Raw genomic sequence first — 14963 nt, 5'->3', positions numbered from 1 at the left:
CATCCCCACCTCCAGAGCCTCCGACTTATCCTTACGGGTGCTGGGTTCTGCTATTTGTTACTTGTGGGGGGGCGCGGGGGGGGGGGGGGGGCTGCGCGGCCACCCCCCCCCCCCCGCGCCAGGTGCACGAGCCGTAGGTACGGGGGGAACCCCGGCTCGGTGCGGAAGCCGATGACCAGTCGGCTCACTCATTACTGCGCCCGGGTGGCCGAAAGTGTCACACCCGTCGGGCACGGATCCCTGCCGTCGGTGAAAGCGCAGGTCAGGGAGCGGAGGGCGGGCGGGGCTTGCCGCTGGTGAGGGCGGGCGACGTCGGGGCCGGACGGAGCGGGGCGGCGGTCGTCGTCGTCCTCGTCCTCGTCCTTGCCGTCGTCGCCGTCGTCGCTCTTCTTGCCGCCCCTCTCCTTGCCTTTACCCTCGCCACCCTTGTTGCCCTTGTTGCCCTTGTTGCCCTTGTCGCCCTTGCCGTCTTTGTTGTTCTTGCCGTTCTTGTCGCGGTGGTCGGTCCTGTCGTCACCGTCGCCCTCGCCGCCACCCATCCGGAGTTCGCCGTCCCGGCCGTCGGCTCCGGTGACGGCGAGGAGGTGTCTGCAGTACTTCCCGACCCGCGACGAGCCGCCGGCCGCCTCCTTCAGGGCGCGCCGGTGGGCGCCGTCGACGTCCTTGCCGGCCCGCACCTTGCGGCACACCGCGACGTGGCCGGAACGCCGACTGTCGGCGCCGTCGGTTCCGCGGTCCTCCGACTCCCGGCTCTCCGGGTCCCGGGTCTCCGGGGGCCGGTTCGCCGCGGTGCCGCCGTCGCCCGGGGTGACCGCGCCGGGCGTGCCCGAGGGGGTGCCGTCGGGCACCGCCCCGCCCTGCGCGCCGTCCATCGGGGAGGGCGAGAGGAGCGGACGGTCGGGGGACACGGCGGCCGAGGCGCTGGCGCCGGGTTCCGGTTGGCTGCGGTCGAAGGGCGTGGGCAGCACTCCGGTTCCGGCCGCCACGGCGACCCCGCCGATCATTCCGACGGTCAGCGCGGCGACCAGGCCGAGCCGCAGGGGCCGGCTCCGGCGGGGGTGCCGGGGGCTGTCGCCGCGCGGGCCGATCCGTACCAGACCGGCGTCGGAGGGCCGGGTCGCGGTGCCGGTCGCGAGCGCGCCCGGGGCCCCCGCGGAGAGGTCGGTTCGTTCGGCGTACGCTTTGCGGAAAGCGGCCAACGCGGCTGCCTCGCCGGGGAGTTCGTCGGCGGCCAGCGGGGGTGGGGTGGAGAGCGCGCCCAGGGCCAGGGCGAGTCGTTCGGCGCGTTCGCGGTCCGTGGGGCGGACAGCGTCCGGTGACTCTCCGCGCAGCAAGAGCTCCGCTGTTTCGCGGTCCAGCCACTTGTCCTGCTCGTCGGCCATCACATGTCCTTCTGCGTCCGCGCACGCGTATGCGTCACACTGGCGGACGTCACCGCACGACCGCGCGGTTCTCGCTGCGGCGGCAGGGCGTCGAGCCCGCCGCCGGATTCCGGATCGCAGGAGAGCAGTTCGGCCAGCCGCTTCAGGCCGCGGTGCGCGGCGGTGCGGACGGCTCCGGGCCGCTTGCCGAGCGTCTCGGCGGCGCTCTTGGCGTCGAGGCCCACCACCACGCGCAGGACGACGGCCTCGGCCTGGTCCTGGGGCAGCCGGGCGATGAGCGAGAGGGTGCTGTCGGTGGCCAGGGCCTCCATGGCCTCGCCCGCGGTGTCGGACTCGGCGGGCCGGCCGGCCAGCTCCGTCTCGTCACCGCCGATCGCGGGCCGGCGACCGCGCATCCGGATGTGGTCCAGGGCCCGGTTGCGGGCTATCCGGGCGGCCCAGCCGCGGAACCGGTCGGCGTCCCCGTCGAACCGCTCCAGGTCGCGGGCGATCTGCAGCCAGGCCTCGGACGCCACGTCCTCGGCGTCGTGATCGCCGACGAGCGTCCTCACGTACCCGAGCAGCCGCGGATGCACGGCGCGGTACACAGTCCGGAAGGCGCTCTCGCTCCCGTCCTGTGCCGCACGCAGCGCGGCGGTCAACTCCGCGTCGTCCCCCAGCACCGAGAAGCCTTTCTGCGCCTAAACCGGCACCGCTCTCGCGGACGTGGTCCTCGCCGTCGTGGTTTCGCCATGGATGGTCGCGGTGGTCTCCCGCAACCCGTCGCGGGAGCGAGCCCCCCGCTGGTCGGCACGAATGGCACGTTACGTCTTGAAACCGCCACCGTCCATGTCCTGATCGCATTGCCGTACAAGATGCAACTAACCCGTGACGCGGTGAGGTGTGACAGAAAACGCACTCCCGGCGCTGAAGGGAGTACGGGCCGCCGCGCGGCCCGTGCCGCGCGACGGCCGGGGCCTCTCCTGTGGGGGGTGGCGGCCCCGGCCGTTGCCTTGGCGGCCGGACCGCGCCGCCCTCACCGGTCCGCCGTCGCGTCCCGGCACAGCAGCCGGAGCGAACCGTCACCCGCGAAGCAGCGACGGGCCTCGTCGACCGGGTCCCACAGCCGGCCGTCGGGGGTGCGGACCCAGTGATCACCCCCGGTCGCCCACCACTCGCCGCCGGACTCCCGCGCGATCACTTCACCGGCGTAGGCTCCCAGGCCGCGCAGCGCGGTCTCCACGGCGGCGTACGGTGCCCCCTCGCGGCGGATGCCGTCGATCACGCGGTCGACGCGCCACAGGCTCTGCGCCGAGTAGTCGAGGCGCAGCCGGGCGCCCTCGCGCATCGTGGCCACCGCGTCCGCCGCCCACCGCACCGGCTTCGCGGCGGCCGACGGCCGGTTCTCCTGCTGAGTCGTCAATCCGCTGGTCACAGTCGTCATATGGGCTAGAGCGCCGCCGGGCGGAGTTTCGTCACAGGCTCGCGGGGGCCGTCCCGCAACCGGCGCAGGACCGCCCCACCTCCGCCACGTCCGCCGCACCGCCGCCGCGCGTTCGACGCACGACCGTCACAGGCGGGCGTCCCGCCCGCGGGCCCGGCGGGACACCACGGCGCGCAGGACCCGTCGGCCCTCCGTGGAGACCTCCAGGGCGGGTCGCAGCCCGGCCGGGCCGTGCGCGGCGAGCAGGTCCAGGACGGTGACCTGGCGGCGCAGTTCGCCCGCGACGAGCGGGGCCGGCCCGTTCGTGTCCGCCGCCGGGTCCAGGAGCCGGTGGACGCGCAGCGCGGCGGCGGAACAGGCGTCGGCCCAGGTCCGCAGCGCCGGTCCTGAGCACGCGTCCGGTGCGTCGGCCAGCATCACGCGGGCCAGCAGCACGGCCTCGTCCTCGCCCTCCCCACCGGTTCCCGCGAGTGTGGCGCGCACCTGCGCCAACTCCCCCGCCCAGTCGGGTTCGGCGTCGTCGGCGAGGGTGGCCCACAGGGGTCTGAGGACCTCGTCGTCGCCGTCGAGGAGCGGCAGACAGCGATCCAAACAAGCCAGTCCGCTCGCGGCGAGTCCGCGTGTGTCGGCCTGCGCGATCAGTTCCACCAGGCTCATCGGTTGCCTCCCTGTTCCCGCCGATTCGCCCCGCTCACCACCACGGAGCCCGCACTGACCCTTACAGCGTGCGACGACCCGGGAGTGTCACAGCGGGACGACGCCCAGCCGGTCGAGGAACCGGAAGAAGAGTTTTTCGGCCACCGGACCGGAGTCGTCGCCCCCGGCGTCCGCACCGGCGGCCGGTTCCGCCGCGAGCACCTCCGCCAGGTCCACGGCGCTCGCGGCACGCCCCGCCTCGGCGGCCCAGGCGACGGCGCGTTCGGCGGCGTCCCGGGGCTCCAGGAAGTAGTCCTCCAGCGTGAGCCCGTCCCGTTCGGCGCCGAGGTACCCCGCCATCGCGGACCGCGCCAGACAGGTCGTCCACGCCCCGCTCTCGGGCGCCGCGGCCTCCACGACCACGCAGTCGCTGTCCATGACGTACCCGAACAGGGCGGGCGCGCCGGTCTGTCCGGCCAGGTCGTTCATGTTGCCGACGTCTCCGTCGCCGCCCGGGAACTCCCACACCTGCCAGCCGTCCGGCGCGGACTGACGCAGCGCCATGTCCGCGGCGCCCGCCAGCGCGTCCAGTTCGGACAGCGGCCGCGCGCCGCGTCCCACGACGAAATAGCCCCAGTACCCCATGTCCCGGTTCCCCCCGGTGTCGGTTCGGCTGTCCACAGACCACCACAGCCGTACGGGAGTTCGCAGCCGGACAGGACAATCTCGTACCAGTCGAGGAGATCAGCAGAGGAGATCAGCCGAGGAGATCGGTCGGGGATCAGCCGGGGCGATCAGTCAAGCCGGTTCGCCAGTGAGCGGAAGTCGGCCCAGGACAGCTCGGGGTCGCCGGGGTCCCAGAGCTTCTGGACCGTCGCCGCCAGCGGCAGCTTGATGCCCTCGGCAACCTGCGTCTGCGTCTGCGCGCTCGGGATGTCGCCCCAGACCGCGAAGCTGCCGCCGAGTATCTGGTCGTCGTACTTGGCGTCGACGGCCGTGGTGCCGCGGATGACGCGCGGGGTCCACTGCTCGTAGATGCGCTCGCCGGTCGGGTAGACGAAGGTCTGCGGCTCGCCGAGGACGTAGTAGAGGAACTCGTCGTTGTAGTTGAGGACCTGGCGCCCATCGGCGAGGTACTCGGTGGGCGGCCGGGCGCCGATCTCCTTGCCGGTCCAGTAGGCGACCTTGATGTCCTTCGACGGTTCGACGGACGTGCCCTTGAAGAAGCCGTCGTTCCAGGCGCGCGGGACGCGGTCGTGGGCCTGCACCGTCTTGGCGCGGTCGTTGAGCCACTGGGTGGTGAGGTCGGCGACGGTGCCGCCGGAGCCGTAGGCGTCGCGTGCGGCGGCGGCGAGCGTCGGGTAGGACGCCTCGGGGTCGGGCACCACGAGCGCCTGGTACTCGTCGGCGCCCAGGTGGAACTGGGAGCCGGGGAAGAGGTCGGCGTACTCGTTCAGCAGGTCGTCGACGATCTCGGCGGACTCGGGCTTGGAGATGTCGATGGCGCCGCGCGTCGGCGCGCCCTGCGCGTTGCGCAGCTGGAGGTCGGGGTGGGCGGCGAGCACGGCGCCGAGGTGGCCGGGCGAGTCGATCTCGGGGACGACGGTGATGTGGCGCGAGGCGGCGAGATCGATGATCTCCGTCATCTCCGCCTTGGTCAGGTGGTCGTCCGAGACGATCTCGGGGTGCGAGTCGGACTCGATGCGGAAGGCCTGGTCGTCGGAGAAGTGCAGGCCCAGTTCGTTGAACTTGAGGTCGCCCAGCTCGCGTATCCGGTCCTTGATCCAGTCGGCGTCGTAGTGCTTGCGGGCGATATCGAGCGAGAAGCCGCGCTTCGGCTTGGCGGGCTCGTCCTCCACCACGCCCTCCGGCGCGGTGCCGCCGCCGTCCACGGCCTGCTTCAGGGTGCGGGTGCCGTAGTAGACGCCCGCCTCGGCCGGCCCGCTGACGGTGACCCGGCCGTCCCGCACGGTCATGGTGTACGACTCGGGGTTCGCGCCGTTGTCGGCCTTGACGTCGAGCAGCACGTCCCCGGCGCGTTCGTCGTCCTTCTCCCCCGCGTACGTCAGCCCGAGGTCACCGGCGATCTGCCGTCCCTCGTCGGCGAGGGCGGCGTCGGCGACGACGACGCGGTGCTCCTTCTCCGGCTGCCAGCCGGGGCCGCGGGCCGCGGTGTGCTCGCGTACGCCGGGTATGGTGCGCGGTTCCTCGGACAGCGGGTAGGAACGGCTCGGGCTGGGCGCAGCCGCCTCCGCGGGGGACCGCGCGGCCTGGCCCCCCGGCCCGCCGTCACCGTCTCCGTCGGTGGCCCACAGGCCGACTCCCACACCGAGCGAGGCGACCACCGCACCGGCGATCACGGCCCGCTGCCTCACCTTGTTCGCCGGTGTCCGGCGTCCGTGCTCGCTCACAGCGCCAACCTAAGGGCGCCACTGCCGCAATGCGTCCACCACATGTTCTGAAACTCTCCCGTTCGGGTGAAATTCGGGCATCGGTCGGACACGTCATGCCGTCACTCGATAACGTGACGCCACATCTTTCGCACACGAGGACCACGCTGCCCGTGCACCGTCTCCCAGATCTCTCCGGCCGAGTGGCCATACCGGTACCGGTGCAAACACGTGCCACTCCGGCAACGCCCTCGGCACTGGACCGCTTCAACACGGCCCCCGCCGACGAAGCCGCCCGGACCCTCCTGACCTGCCTGGGAAGCCACGACTGGGCCCACCGCCTGACGGCCCACCGCCCGTACCCGGACCTCCCCGCCCTCCTCGCGGCGGCGGACGAGGCGGCCTACGACCTGACGCCGACCGCCCTGACGGAGGCCCTGTCGGCGGAGACCCAGCCCGCCCTCCCGGCCGACACCTACGCGGCGGCCCACACGGCCCTGAGCGCGGCCCACGCGGCCTACGAGTCCCGCTTCGGACACGTGTTCGTCATCTGCCTGGACGGTTTGAAGGCGGACGAGGCCCTGGACCACGTACTCGCGGGCATCCGGTCACGTTTGTCCAACGATCCGGAGGAGGAGCGCTTGGTCGCGTCCGAGGAACTGCGCCGCCTGGCACGAGGCCGGCTGAGCCGGCTTTCAGGGGCGCGGGGAACTGCGCGACCAGCCACCACCGACCCGCACCCGGCAAACCACCCAAACCCCCCACCCCCGTAGCCGCCCCGCCCCCATCCCACTGCTCCTTTGAGTGCAACTTTGATCACACAGGCAGGCCCCCCGTAAGCGCCGCAGGCAACCGTCGCTACCATGCTGGGGGCCGGTGGACCGTACCCGGCCGGGCCCGACCGACAAGGAAAGCCGGCGCGGCCCCAATCCCCGCTCCCGGAGGAAATTTCCGTGCCGGCTGGAACGCTGTACCGCGGCCGGGAAGGAATGTGGTCCTGGGTGGCTCATCGAGTCACCGGCGTCCTCATTTTCTTCTTCCTGTTCGTTCACGTGCTGGACACCGCTCTCGTGCGGGTGTCCCCCGAGGCCTACGACACCGTCGTGGCCACGTACAAGACGCCGATCGTCGCGCTGCTGGAGTACGGCCTCGTGGCCGCCATCCTCTTCCACGCGCTCAACGGCCTGCGTGTCATCGCCGTCGACTTCTGGGTGAAGGGCGCCCGCTACCAGAAGCAGATGCTCTGGACCGTCGTCGCCCTGTGGGTCGTGCTGATGATCGGGGCGATCTACCCCGTCCTCGGCCACGCCGCTCGTGAACTGTTCGGGAGCTGACGCCAATGTCCACGACTGAATCCACCGCATCCGGGATCGGCCCCGTCGAGGGCGCCTCCCTCTACACGGTCGACAACCCGGCGCCGCTGATCGAAGCACCCCGCGCGCGGACCAAGAAGACCCCGAAGTCCACCCGTGGCAACTTCGAGATGGTCGCCTGGCTCTTCATGCGCCTGTCCGGCGTGGTGCTGGTCGTCCTGGTCATCGGGCACCTGCTCATCCAGCTGGTGCTGGACGGCGGTGTCTCGAAGATCGGCTTCGCCTTCGTGGCCGGCCGCTGGGCCTCGCCGTTCTGGCAGGTCTGGGACCTGGCGATGCTGTGGCTCGCGATGCTGCACGGCGGCAACGGCCTGCGCACGGTCATCAACGACTACGCGGAGCGCCCCAACACCCGGCTGTGGCTCAAGGGCCTGCTCTACACCGCCACGGTGTTCACCATCCTGCTGGGCACGCTGGTGATCTTCACCTTCGACCCGAACATCCGCTAGGCACGGGGCTGCGAAAATCATGAAGGTACACAAGTACGACACCGTCATCGTCGGCGCCGGTGGCGCCGGCATGCGCGCGGCCATCGAGTCGACGAAGCGCAGCCGCACCGCCGTCCTGACGAAGCTCTACCCCACCCGCTCCCACACGGGCGCCGCGCAGGGCGGCATGGCCGCCGCGCTGGCCAACGTGGAGGAGGACAACTGGGAGTGGCACACCTTCGACACGGTCAAGGGCGGTGACTACCTGGTCGACCAGGACGCCGCCGAGATCCTGGCGAAGGAGGCCATCGACTCGGTCCTCGACCTGGAGAAGATGGGCCTGCCGTTCAACCGGACGCCCGACGGGACGATCGACCAGCGCCGCTTCGGCGGGCACAGCCGGAACCACGGCGAGGCTCCCGTCCGCCGCTCCTGCTACGCGGCCGACCGCACCGGCCACATGATCCTCCAGACGCTGTACCAGAACTGCGTGAAGGAGGGCGTGGAGTTCTTCAACGAGTTCTACGTCCTGGACCAGCTGATCACCGAGGTCGACGGCGTCAAGAAGTCGTCCGGTGTGGTCGCCTACGAGCTGGCGACCGGCGAGATCCACGTCTTCCAGGCGAAGTCCGTGATCTACGCCTCCGGCGGCACCGGCAAGTTCTTCAAGGTGACCTCCAACGCGCACACGCTCACCGGTGACGGCCAGGCGGCCGTGTACCGGCGCGGACTGCCGCTGGAGGACATGGAGTTCTTCCAGTTCCACCCGACCGGCATCTGGCGCATGGGCATCCTGCTGACGGAGGGCGCCCGCGGTGAGGGCGGCATCCTGCGCAACAAGGACGGCGAGCGCTTCATGGAGAAGTACGCGCCGGTCATGAAGGACCTCGCGTCCCGTGACGTCGTCTCCCGCTCCATCTACACCGAGATCCGCGAGGGCCGCGGCTGCGGTCCCGAGGGCGACCATGTCTACCTGGACCTCACCCACCTCCCGCCGGAGCAGCTGGACGCCAAGCTCCCGGACATCACTGAGTTCGCGCGGACCTACCTCGGCATCGAGCCCTACACGGACCCGATCCCGATCCAGCCCACCGCGCACTACGCCATGGGCGGCATCCCGACCAACGTCGAGGGTGAGGTCCTGGCGGACAACACCACCGTCGTCCCGGGCCTGTACGCGGCCGGCGAGGTGGCCTGCGTCTCGGTGCACGGCGCCAACCGCCTGGGCACCAACTCGCTGCTCGACATCAACGTCTTCGGCCGCCGGGCCGGCATCGCCGCCGCGGAGTACGCCCAGAAGGCGGACTTCGTCGAGCTGCCCGCCGACCCGGAGTCCCTGGTCGTCGAGCAGATCGAGCGGCTGCGCTCGTCCACCGGCACCGAGCGGGTGGCGACGCTCCGCCGGGAGCTGCAGGAGTGCATGGACGCCAACGTCATGGTGTTCCGCACCGAGCAGACGATCAAGACGGCCGTCGAGAAGATCGCCGAGCTGCGCGGCCGCTACAAGAACGTGTCGATCCAGGACAAGGGCCGGCGCTTCAACACCGACCTGCTGGAGGCCGTCGAGCTGGGCAACCTGCTCGACCTGGCCGAGGTGATGGCGGTCTCCGCCCTCGCCCGCAAGGAGTCGCGCGGCGGTCACTACCGCGAGGACTACCCCAACCGCGACGACGTCAACTTCATGCGCCACACCATGGCGTACCGCGAGGTGGGCGACGACGGCGCCGAGTCCATCCGGCTCGACTACAAGCCGGTCGTCCAGACCCGCTACCAGCCGATGGAGCGTAAGTACTGATGGCTACCCCTGTCATGGAGAAGAGCGACTCGGCCCCCGAGCCCGGCTTCGCCGACTCCCCCTACATCACGGTCACCTTCCGCGTCCGCCGGTTCAACCCGGAGGTCGCCGCCGAGGCCGCCTGGGAAGACTTCCAGCTGGAGATCGACCCCAAGGAGCGTGTCCTCGACGCGCTGCACAAGATCAAGTGGGACCTCGACGGAAGCCTGACCTTCCGCCGCTCCTGCGCGCACGGCATCTGCGGGTCGGACGCCATGCGGATCAACGGCAAGAACCGGCTGGCCTGCAAGACGCTGATCAAGGACCTCAGCCCCGAGAAGCCGATCACGGTCGAGCCCATAAAGGGCCTGACGGTCCTCAAGGACCTGGTCGTCGACATGGAGCCGTTCTTCCAGGCGTACCGGGACGTGATGCCCTTCCTGATCACGAAGGACACCAACGAGCCGACGCGTGAGCGCCTGCAGTCCGCCGAGGACCGCGAGCGCTTCGACGACACGACCAAGTGCATCCTGTGCGCCGCCTGCACGTCCTCGTGCCCGGTGTTCTGGAACGACGGGCAGTACTTCGGCCCCGCCGCGATCGTGAACGCCCACCGCTTCATCTTCGACTCGCGCGACGAGGCCGGGGAGCAGCGGCTGGAGGTCCTCAACGACCGCGACGGCGTCTGGCGCTGCCGCACGACCTTCAACTGCACGGACGCCTGCCCGCGCGGCATCGAGGTCACCAAGGCGATCGCGGAGGTGAAGCGGGCGCTGATCACGCGCCGCTTCTGACCCGCGGGACGACCGCCACGGCCGAGGGCCCCGATCCACGTGATCGGGGCCCTCGGCCGTACTCCGGGCGGTTCAGCCGCGCAGCGGGCGGCCTTCCTTGTCCGTGCGGTCGTTGCTGACCAGGAAGATGATGCCGTCGATCAGCGCCCAGAAGCCGAGACCGCCGCAGGTGAGCAGCTGGGCCACACCGACACCGACGGAACCGACGTAGAAGCGGCCGATGCCCAGCGTGCCCAGGAAGAGCTGGAGGATACCGGCGACGATCTTCGACTTGTCGGAGTACGGGCGGCCCTGCGGGTCGACGCCGTAGGGCGCGGTGGGGTTCGGGGGAACGGTCATGGTGTGGTGCTCCTGGGGAGATGTGGGACGGACCGGGGCCAGACGGCCCCGGCGGCCCAGGAGGGGACACCGCTGATCGCACGCTCGACGCACGGCGGCTCACGTCAGTGACGTGGCCGTCCCCCCGCTGTGCGTGACGAAGCGTAGGAGACGCGTGGGTCAGTTGGGAAATATTATGATCCAACGTTCCCGTTTCGTGATCATTGCTCACACGACGTTGCGCACGACCGTCCAGGCCACCGCCGTCAGCAGGATCAGTGCCTGACCCCACGGAGCGATCCGGGGCCGGTAGGAACGGCCGCGCAGGCCCTCCACCGTCCAACGGGCCCACAGCGCCAGCGCGAACGGCGCGGCGAGCAGCAGGGCACGGTTGTCCAGCCAGGCCGCGGCGAGGTGACCGTGCATCAGGTCGAAGACCATGCGCGTGGCACCGCAGGCCGGACAGAGCAGCCCGGTGACGAAGCGGAACGGGCACTGGGGCAGCGGATGGCCGCCCTCGTGCGGATCGGTGCCCCAGAGGTACCCGGCACCCGCGGCGCCCGCGGCGAGCACCCCGAGGGGTGCGGCCGCGGGATGCCACTGCCGCCGTCGCCGGCCGGGGGGTGCGCAGGGGGCGGTGTCAGCCACGCAGGACGCGGCCCTGGTCGTCCGTGCGGTCGTTGCTGACCAGGTACATGATGCCGTCGATCAGCGCCCAGAAGCCGAGGCCGCCACAGGTGAGCAGCTGGGCCACGCCTATGCCGACGGAGCCGACGTAGAAGCGGCCTATGCCGAAGCTGCCGAGGAAGAGCTGGAGGACACCGGCGACGATCTTCGACTTGTCGGAGTACGGGCGGCCGTAGGGGTCGTAGCCGTAGGGGGCGCTCGGGTCGGTGGCGTAGTAGCCCGGCGCCGGCGGGGGGTACCCGGGGGTCTGGTAGCCGGGAGCGCCCTGTGGGTAGCCGGGGGTCTGGTAGCCGCCGGGCGGGGGCTGCTGGCCCCCCTGGGGGTAGCCGTAGGGGCCGGGCTGTCCGGCGGGGCCCGAGCCCTGGTTCGGGTAGCCGTAGCCGGGCGGCTGGGAAGGCTGGGGCGGCTGTTCGCTCACAGTGGGGTCACTCCTGGTCGACTTCGGAAACTGCCGGTCATATTGCAGGACTGAAGCGGCACAAGAGAAGTCGGGGCCGGGGAACGGCCGTCCGCCCGGGCGAGTGACGGCGCCGCTGCGTCGCCGCCCGGTCCGTCCGTACGGCGCCCGCACACACCTAATCTGACGTCATGTCAGATCATGAGTCGTACGAACTGCTCGGGTTCGACAACGTGCTGCTGCCCGTCGGGAACCTCGGCGAGGCCGTCGACTTCTACGAGCGGGCCGGTTTCACGGTCGCCTACCGGCTCGACGAGGCCGGGATCGCGCTGCTGAAGGTGGGGGGCGAGACACCCGGGCTGCTGCTGCGGGTGGAGGAGGAGTTCTGGCGGCAGCCGCCGCTGTGGCCCTCCGCGCGGGTGTGGCTGGAGACGACGGACGCCCGCACGGCGGCCACGGCGCTGCGGGAGGCCGGGGTGCCGCCGCTCGACGAGCCGTTCCCCGTGGCCACCGGCTGGACCGTCGAGTTCGCCGACCCGTGGGGCAACGTCATCGGCCTGACGGACTACTCCAAGCGTCCGGAACTGGGCCGTCGCCCCTGAGCGACTTTCGGCTTGAACGTGTTCAAAAACAGGTCTACAGTCAGCCCCGTCAGCGTTTTGAACGCGTTCAAGAGGGAGTGGGGCATGGACCGCACCGTCATCGCCTACGTCATCTACCTGACCGTCAGCATCGGACTGACCGTCTGGGTGGCCCGCACGCTCAGCCGCAACGGACGGGTCTTCCTCTCCGACGTCCTGCACGGCAACGAGAAGCTGGCCGACGCCGTCAACCACCTCTTGGTGGTCGGCTTCTACCTGGTCAACCTCGGCTTCGTCGCGCTCTACCTGAGCGACGACGCGACCATCACCGACACCCGCGGCATCTTCGAGGCGCTCTCGACCAAGCTCGGCGTGGTGCTGCTGGTCCTCGGCGTGATGCACCTGGGCAACGTCTACGTGCTCAACAAGATCCGGCGGCGCGGCATGATGGAGCGGGAGCAGGTGCCGCCGGTCCCGCCGCAGGGCTGGGTGGCCCCGACGGCCGGAGCCTGAGTCATGGCTCCCGCCACCGGGACGGCCGGCGCCCCCGTGCGCCGGCTCACCGTCCTCTACGACGCCGAGTGCTCCCTGTGCACCCACGTACGGGACTGGCTGCTGCGACAGCCCCGCCTGGTGGAGCTGGACCTGGTCCCGGCAGGGTCGGACCAGGCGCGCGGGCGCCTGCCCGGCCTCGACCACGCGGCCACCCTCGACGAGGTCACCGTCGTGGGTGACGCCGGGCAGGTCTACCGGGGCGCCGCCGCCTGGATCGTCGTCCTGTGGGCCCTGCGCGAGCACCGCGCCCTCGCCCACCGGCTCAGCACGCCCGCCGGCGCCCGGCTGGCCCGCGGGGCGGTGCTGGCCGCCGCGAAGTGGCGGGGCGGGCAGCGGCAGTGGGGCGGAAACGGATACCGCAGGGCCGACGGCTGGGTGTACGAGCCGGGGCTCGGCTGGATGTACGCCGGACCCGGGTGTGCCGACGGCACCTGCGCCACTGGATAGGCTCTGTACCCGTGCCTGCGACCAACGACGGCCCCGACGACGGCGCCCACCTCACCAAGTCCGAGCAGACCCGCGCGCTGATCCTGGAGACGGCCATGCGGCTGTTCCAGGAACGCGGCTACGACCGGACGACGATGCGGGCCATCGCCCAGGAGGCCGGGGTCTCCGTCGGCAACGCGTACTACTACTTCGCCGGCAAGGAACACCTGATCCAGGGCTTCTACGACCGGATCGCCGCCGAGCACCAGGCGGCGGTCCGCGAGGTCCTGGCCAAGGAGACCGACCTGGAGGCGCGGCTGGCGGGCGTGCTGAAGGTCTGGCTGGACATCGCCACGCCGTACCACGAGTTCGCGGTGCAGTTCTTCAAGAACGCCGCCGACCCGGACAGCCCGCTCAGCCCCTTCTCCCCCGAGTCGGAGCACGCGCGCAAGGAGGCCATCAGCATCCACCGCGCGGTGCTGGCGGGCGCGAAGACCAAGGTGCCGGAGGAGCTGCGGGACATCCTGCCGGAGCTGATGTGGCTCTCCCAGATGGGCCTCGTCCTGTACTGGATCTTCGACCGGACGGAGGGCCGCGAGCGCAGCTACCGGCTCGCCGAACGCGGCGCCCGGCTCACCGCGCGGGGCGTCGTGCTGGCCCGCTTCCGGGTCCTGCGCCCCCTGGTGCGCGAGGTGCACGAGCTGTTCACGGACTTCCTGCCGGGCATGACGCGGGCACTGCCGGACCCCGGCCGCAAGGCCGACCGGAAGGCCGACCGGAAGGCCGACGGTAAGGCCGACGGGCAGACCAGGGGTCAGGCCTGACGGGAGGCCAGCTCGATCACCGTGATGTCCGACTCCGCTCCCACGCGCGTGGGCGGTCCCCAGGCGCCCGCGCCGCGGCTGACGTAGAGCTGGGTGTCGCCGTAGCGCTCCAGTCCCGCCAGGGTGGGGTTGGCGGCCCCCGCGACGAGGTTGCCGGGCCAGAGCTGGCCCCCGTGGGTGTGGCCGGAGAGCTGGAGGTCGACGCCGTGGTCGACGGCGTCGTGGATCTGCACCGGCTGGTGGGCGAGCAGCACGCACGCCCGCGCCCGGTCCCGGTCGCCGAGGGCCTTGGCGTAGTCGGGGCCCTGGCCCTCGTCCTCGCCCGCCACGTCGTTGACGCCGGCGAGGTCGAAGTGGCGCAGTTCGGTGCGGGCGTTCTCCAGCGGGAGCAGACCCAGCCGCCGCACCTCCTCGACCCACTGCTCGGCACCGGAGAAGTACTCGTGGTTGCCGGTGACGAAGTACGCGCCGTCCCGCGCCCTCAGCCCGGCCAGCGGGGCCGCCGCCGGGCCCAGGTCCTTCACGCTGCCGTCGACCAGGTCGCCGACGACGGCGATGAGGTCGGGCTGCGTGGAGTTGATCGTGTCGACGACCTTCTGCGCAAAGCCCCGGCCGAGCACCGGGCCGAGGTGGATGTCGCTGACCACGGCGATGCGGTAGCCGTGCGCCGCGCGCGGGAGCTTGGCCAGCGGCACGGTGACCCGCTTGACCGAGGGACCGTTCAGCACGCCGTACGTGCCGTAGCCGACCGTCCCGACGGCCGCCGCGGCGGCGGCACCGGCGACGACGCGCGAGACGAAGAGGCGGCGGGAGGGGAGCGCGAGGGATCCGGAGGGCGCCTCGTCCGACGGCGGCGCGTCGGCCGACGGCGGCAGGTCGGCGGGCCCGTCCGTGGCGGTGGGCCCGCCCGTGGCGACGGGGCCGTCCGTGGCGGTGGGGCCGCCCGTGGCAGCGGCTTCGTCCGTGGCGGTGCGC

At 71.4% G+C, this 14963-nt stretch carries 18 protein-coding genes and 1 pseudogene; 9 read left to right on the top strand and 10 right to left on the bottom strand.

Annotated elements, in window-relative coordinates:
- Window positions 1-191: 191 nt before the first annotated feature.
- From ACFW01_RS36920 to ACFW01_RS36895, 6 genes are all read right to left on the bottom strand, one after another.
- Window positions 192-1382, bottom strand: coding sequence for a hypothetical protein (locus tag ACFW01_RS36920; RefSeq protein ID WP_384511010.1), 1191 nt, complete (start codon window positions 1380-1382; stop codon window positions 192-194).
- Entirely contained in the window at window positions 1382-2044 is a 663-nt protein-coding gene (locus ACFW01_RS36915) for an RNA polymerase sigma factor (protein ID WP_161331541.1), read from the bottom strand. The genes ACFW01_RS36920 and ACFW01_RS36915 overlap by 1 nt, the downstream gene beginning before the upstream one ends.
- Before the next feature lie 353 nt (window positions 2045-2397).
- Window positions 2398-2805, bottom strand: coding sequence for a hypothetical protein (locus ACFW01_RS36910; protein ID WP_161331540.1), 408 nt, complete (start codon window positions 2803-2805; stop codon window positions 2398-2400).
- A 126-nt stretch (window positions 2806-2931) separates the two neighbouring features.
- Window positions 2932-3462 (bottom strand): hypothetical protein, encoded by a 531-nt coding sequence (locus tag ACFW01_RS36905; RefSeq protein ID WP_234955210.1) that lies wholly within the window; start codon window positions 3460-3462, stop codon window positions 2932-2934.
- Window positions 3463-3549: 87 nt separating this feature from the next.
- Window positions 3550-4086 (bottom strand): hypothetical protein, encoded by a 537-nt coding sequence (locus ACFW01_RS36900; RefSeq protein ID WP_234955437.1) that lies wholly within the window; start codon window positions 4084-4086, stop codon window positions 3550-3552.
- A gap of 149 nt (window positions 4087-4235) precedes the next feature.
- Complete coding sequence (locus ACFW01_RS36895; protein WP_384511032.1) at window positions 4236-5801, bottom strand: glycoside hydrolase family 20 protein; 1566 nt, start codon at window positions 5799-5801, stop codon at window positions 4236-4238.
- A gap of 251 nt (window positions 5802-6052) precedes the next feature.
- Between ACFW01_RS36895 and ACFW01_RS36890 the strand changes: the two genes are divergently transcribed.
- From ACFW01_RS36890 to ACFW01_RS36870, 5 genes are all read left to right on the top strand, one after another.
- Complete coding sequence (locus tag ACFW01_RS36890; protein ID WP_384511005.1) at window positions 6053-6604, top strand: 2-oxo-4-hydroxy-4-carboxy-5-ureidoimidazoline decarboxylase; 552 nt, start codon at window positions 6053-6055, stop codon at window positions 6602-6604.
- A 180-nt stretch (window positions 6605-6784) separates the two neighbouring features.
- Entirely contained in the window at window positions 6785-7165 is a 381-nt protein-coding gene (sdhC, locus tag ACFW01_RS36885) for a succinate dehydrogenase, cytochrome b556 subunit (RefSeq protein WP_079163643.1), read from the top strand.
- Window positions 7166-7170: 5 nt separating this feature from the next.
- The gene (locus ACFW01_RS36880; RefSeq protein WP_064729465.1) at window positions 7171-7653 is read left to right on the top strand and encodes a succinate dehydrogenase hydrophobic membrane anchor subunit; all 483 of its coding nucleotides are present in this window, start codon (window positions 7171-7173) and stop codon (window positions 7651-7653) included.
- A 19-nt stretch (window positions 7654-7672) separates the two neighbouring features.
- The gene (sdhA, locus tag ACFW01_RS36875; RefSeq protein ID WP_384511000.1) at window positions 7673-9427 is read left to right on the top strand and encodes a succinate dehydrogenase flavoprotein subunit; all 1755 of its coding nucleotides are present in this window, start codon (window positions 7673-7675) and stop codon (window positions 9425-9427) included.
- Entirely contained in the window at window positions 9427-10200 is a 774-nt protein-coding gene (locus ACFW01_RS36870; protein WP_064729463.1) for a succinate dehydrogenase iron-sulfur subunit, read from the top strand. Before sdhA ends, ACFW01_RS36870 begins: the two co-directional genes overlap by 1 nt.
- Window positions 10201-10272: 72 nt before the next feature.
- Here the strand turns inward: ACFW01_RS36870 and ACFW01_RS36865 are convergent, their stop codons facing one another.
- From ACFW01_RS36865 to ACFW01_RS36855, 3 genes are all read right to left on the bottom strand, one after another.
- Window positions 10273-10539, bottom strand: a complete 267-nt coding sequence (locus tag ACFW01_RS36865) for a TM2 domain-containing protein (protein WP_122615870.1) — start codon at window positions 10537-10539, stop codon at window positions 10273-10275.
- Between the two features lie 207 nt (window positions 10540-10746).
- Window positions 10747-11166, bottom strand: coding sequence for a DUF2752 domain-containing protein (locus tag ACFW01_RS36860; protein WP_384510996.1), 420 nt, complete (start codon window positions 11164-11166; stop codon window positions 10747-10749).
- Window positions 11159-11623 (bottom strand): TM2 domain-containing protein, encoded by a 465-nt coding sequence (locus ACFW01_RS36855; protein WP_234955217.1) that lies wholly within the window; start codon window positions 11621-11623, stop codon window positions 11159-11161. Before ACFW01_RS36855 ends, ACFW01_RS36860 begins: the two co-directional genes overlap by 8 nt.
- Before the next feature lie 170 nt (window positions 11624-11793).
- Here ACFW01_RS36855 and ACFW01_RS36850 point away from each other — a divergent pair, with 170 nt between their 5' ends.
- From ACFW01_RS36850 to ACFW01_RS36835, 4 genes and pseudogenes are all read left to right on the top strand, one after another.
- Entirely contained in the window at window positions 11794-12204 is a 411-nt protein-coding gene (locus tag ACFW01_RS36850; RefSeq protein WP_122615867.1) for a VOC family protein, read from the top strand.
- Window positions 12205-12288: 84 nt separating this feature from the next.
- Entirely contained in the window at window positions 12289-12696 is a 408-nt protein-coding gene (locus ACFW01_RS36845; protein WP_384510992.1) for a hypothetical protein, read from the top strand.
- 3 nt (window positions 12697-12699) lie between these two features.
- The gene (locus tag ACFW01_RS36840; RefSeq protein ID WP_234955219.1) at window positions 12700-13185 is read left to right on the top strand and encodes a DUF393 domain-containing protein; all 486 of its coding nucleotides are present in this window, start codon (window positions 12700-12702) and stop codon (window positions 13183-13185) included.
- An 11-nt stretch (window positions 13186-13196) separates the two neighbouring features.
- Window positions 13197-13949, top strand: a pseudogene (locus ACFW01_RS36835) (TetR/AcrR family transcriptional regulator); the annotation flags it as partial.
- 29 nt (window positions 13950-13978) lie between these two features.
- Here the strand turns inward: ACFW01_RS36835 and ACFW01_RS36830 are convergent.
- The coding region (locus ACFW01_RS36830; protein WP_384510988.1) for a metallophosphoesterase at window positions 13979-14963 on the bottom strand (985 nt) is incomplete at its 5' end.

The sequence above is a fragment of the Streptomyces sp. NPDC058985 genome, assembly GCF_042740985.1.
In the GTDB taxonomy this organism is placed as follows: Bacteria; Actinomycetota; Actinomycetes; order Streptomycetales; family Streptomycetaceae; genus Streptomyces.
The sequence above is the reverse complement of the archived record's forward strand: the minus strand, read 5'-3'. Positions and strand labels throughout refer to the sequence as shown.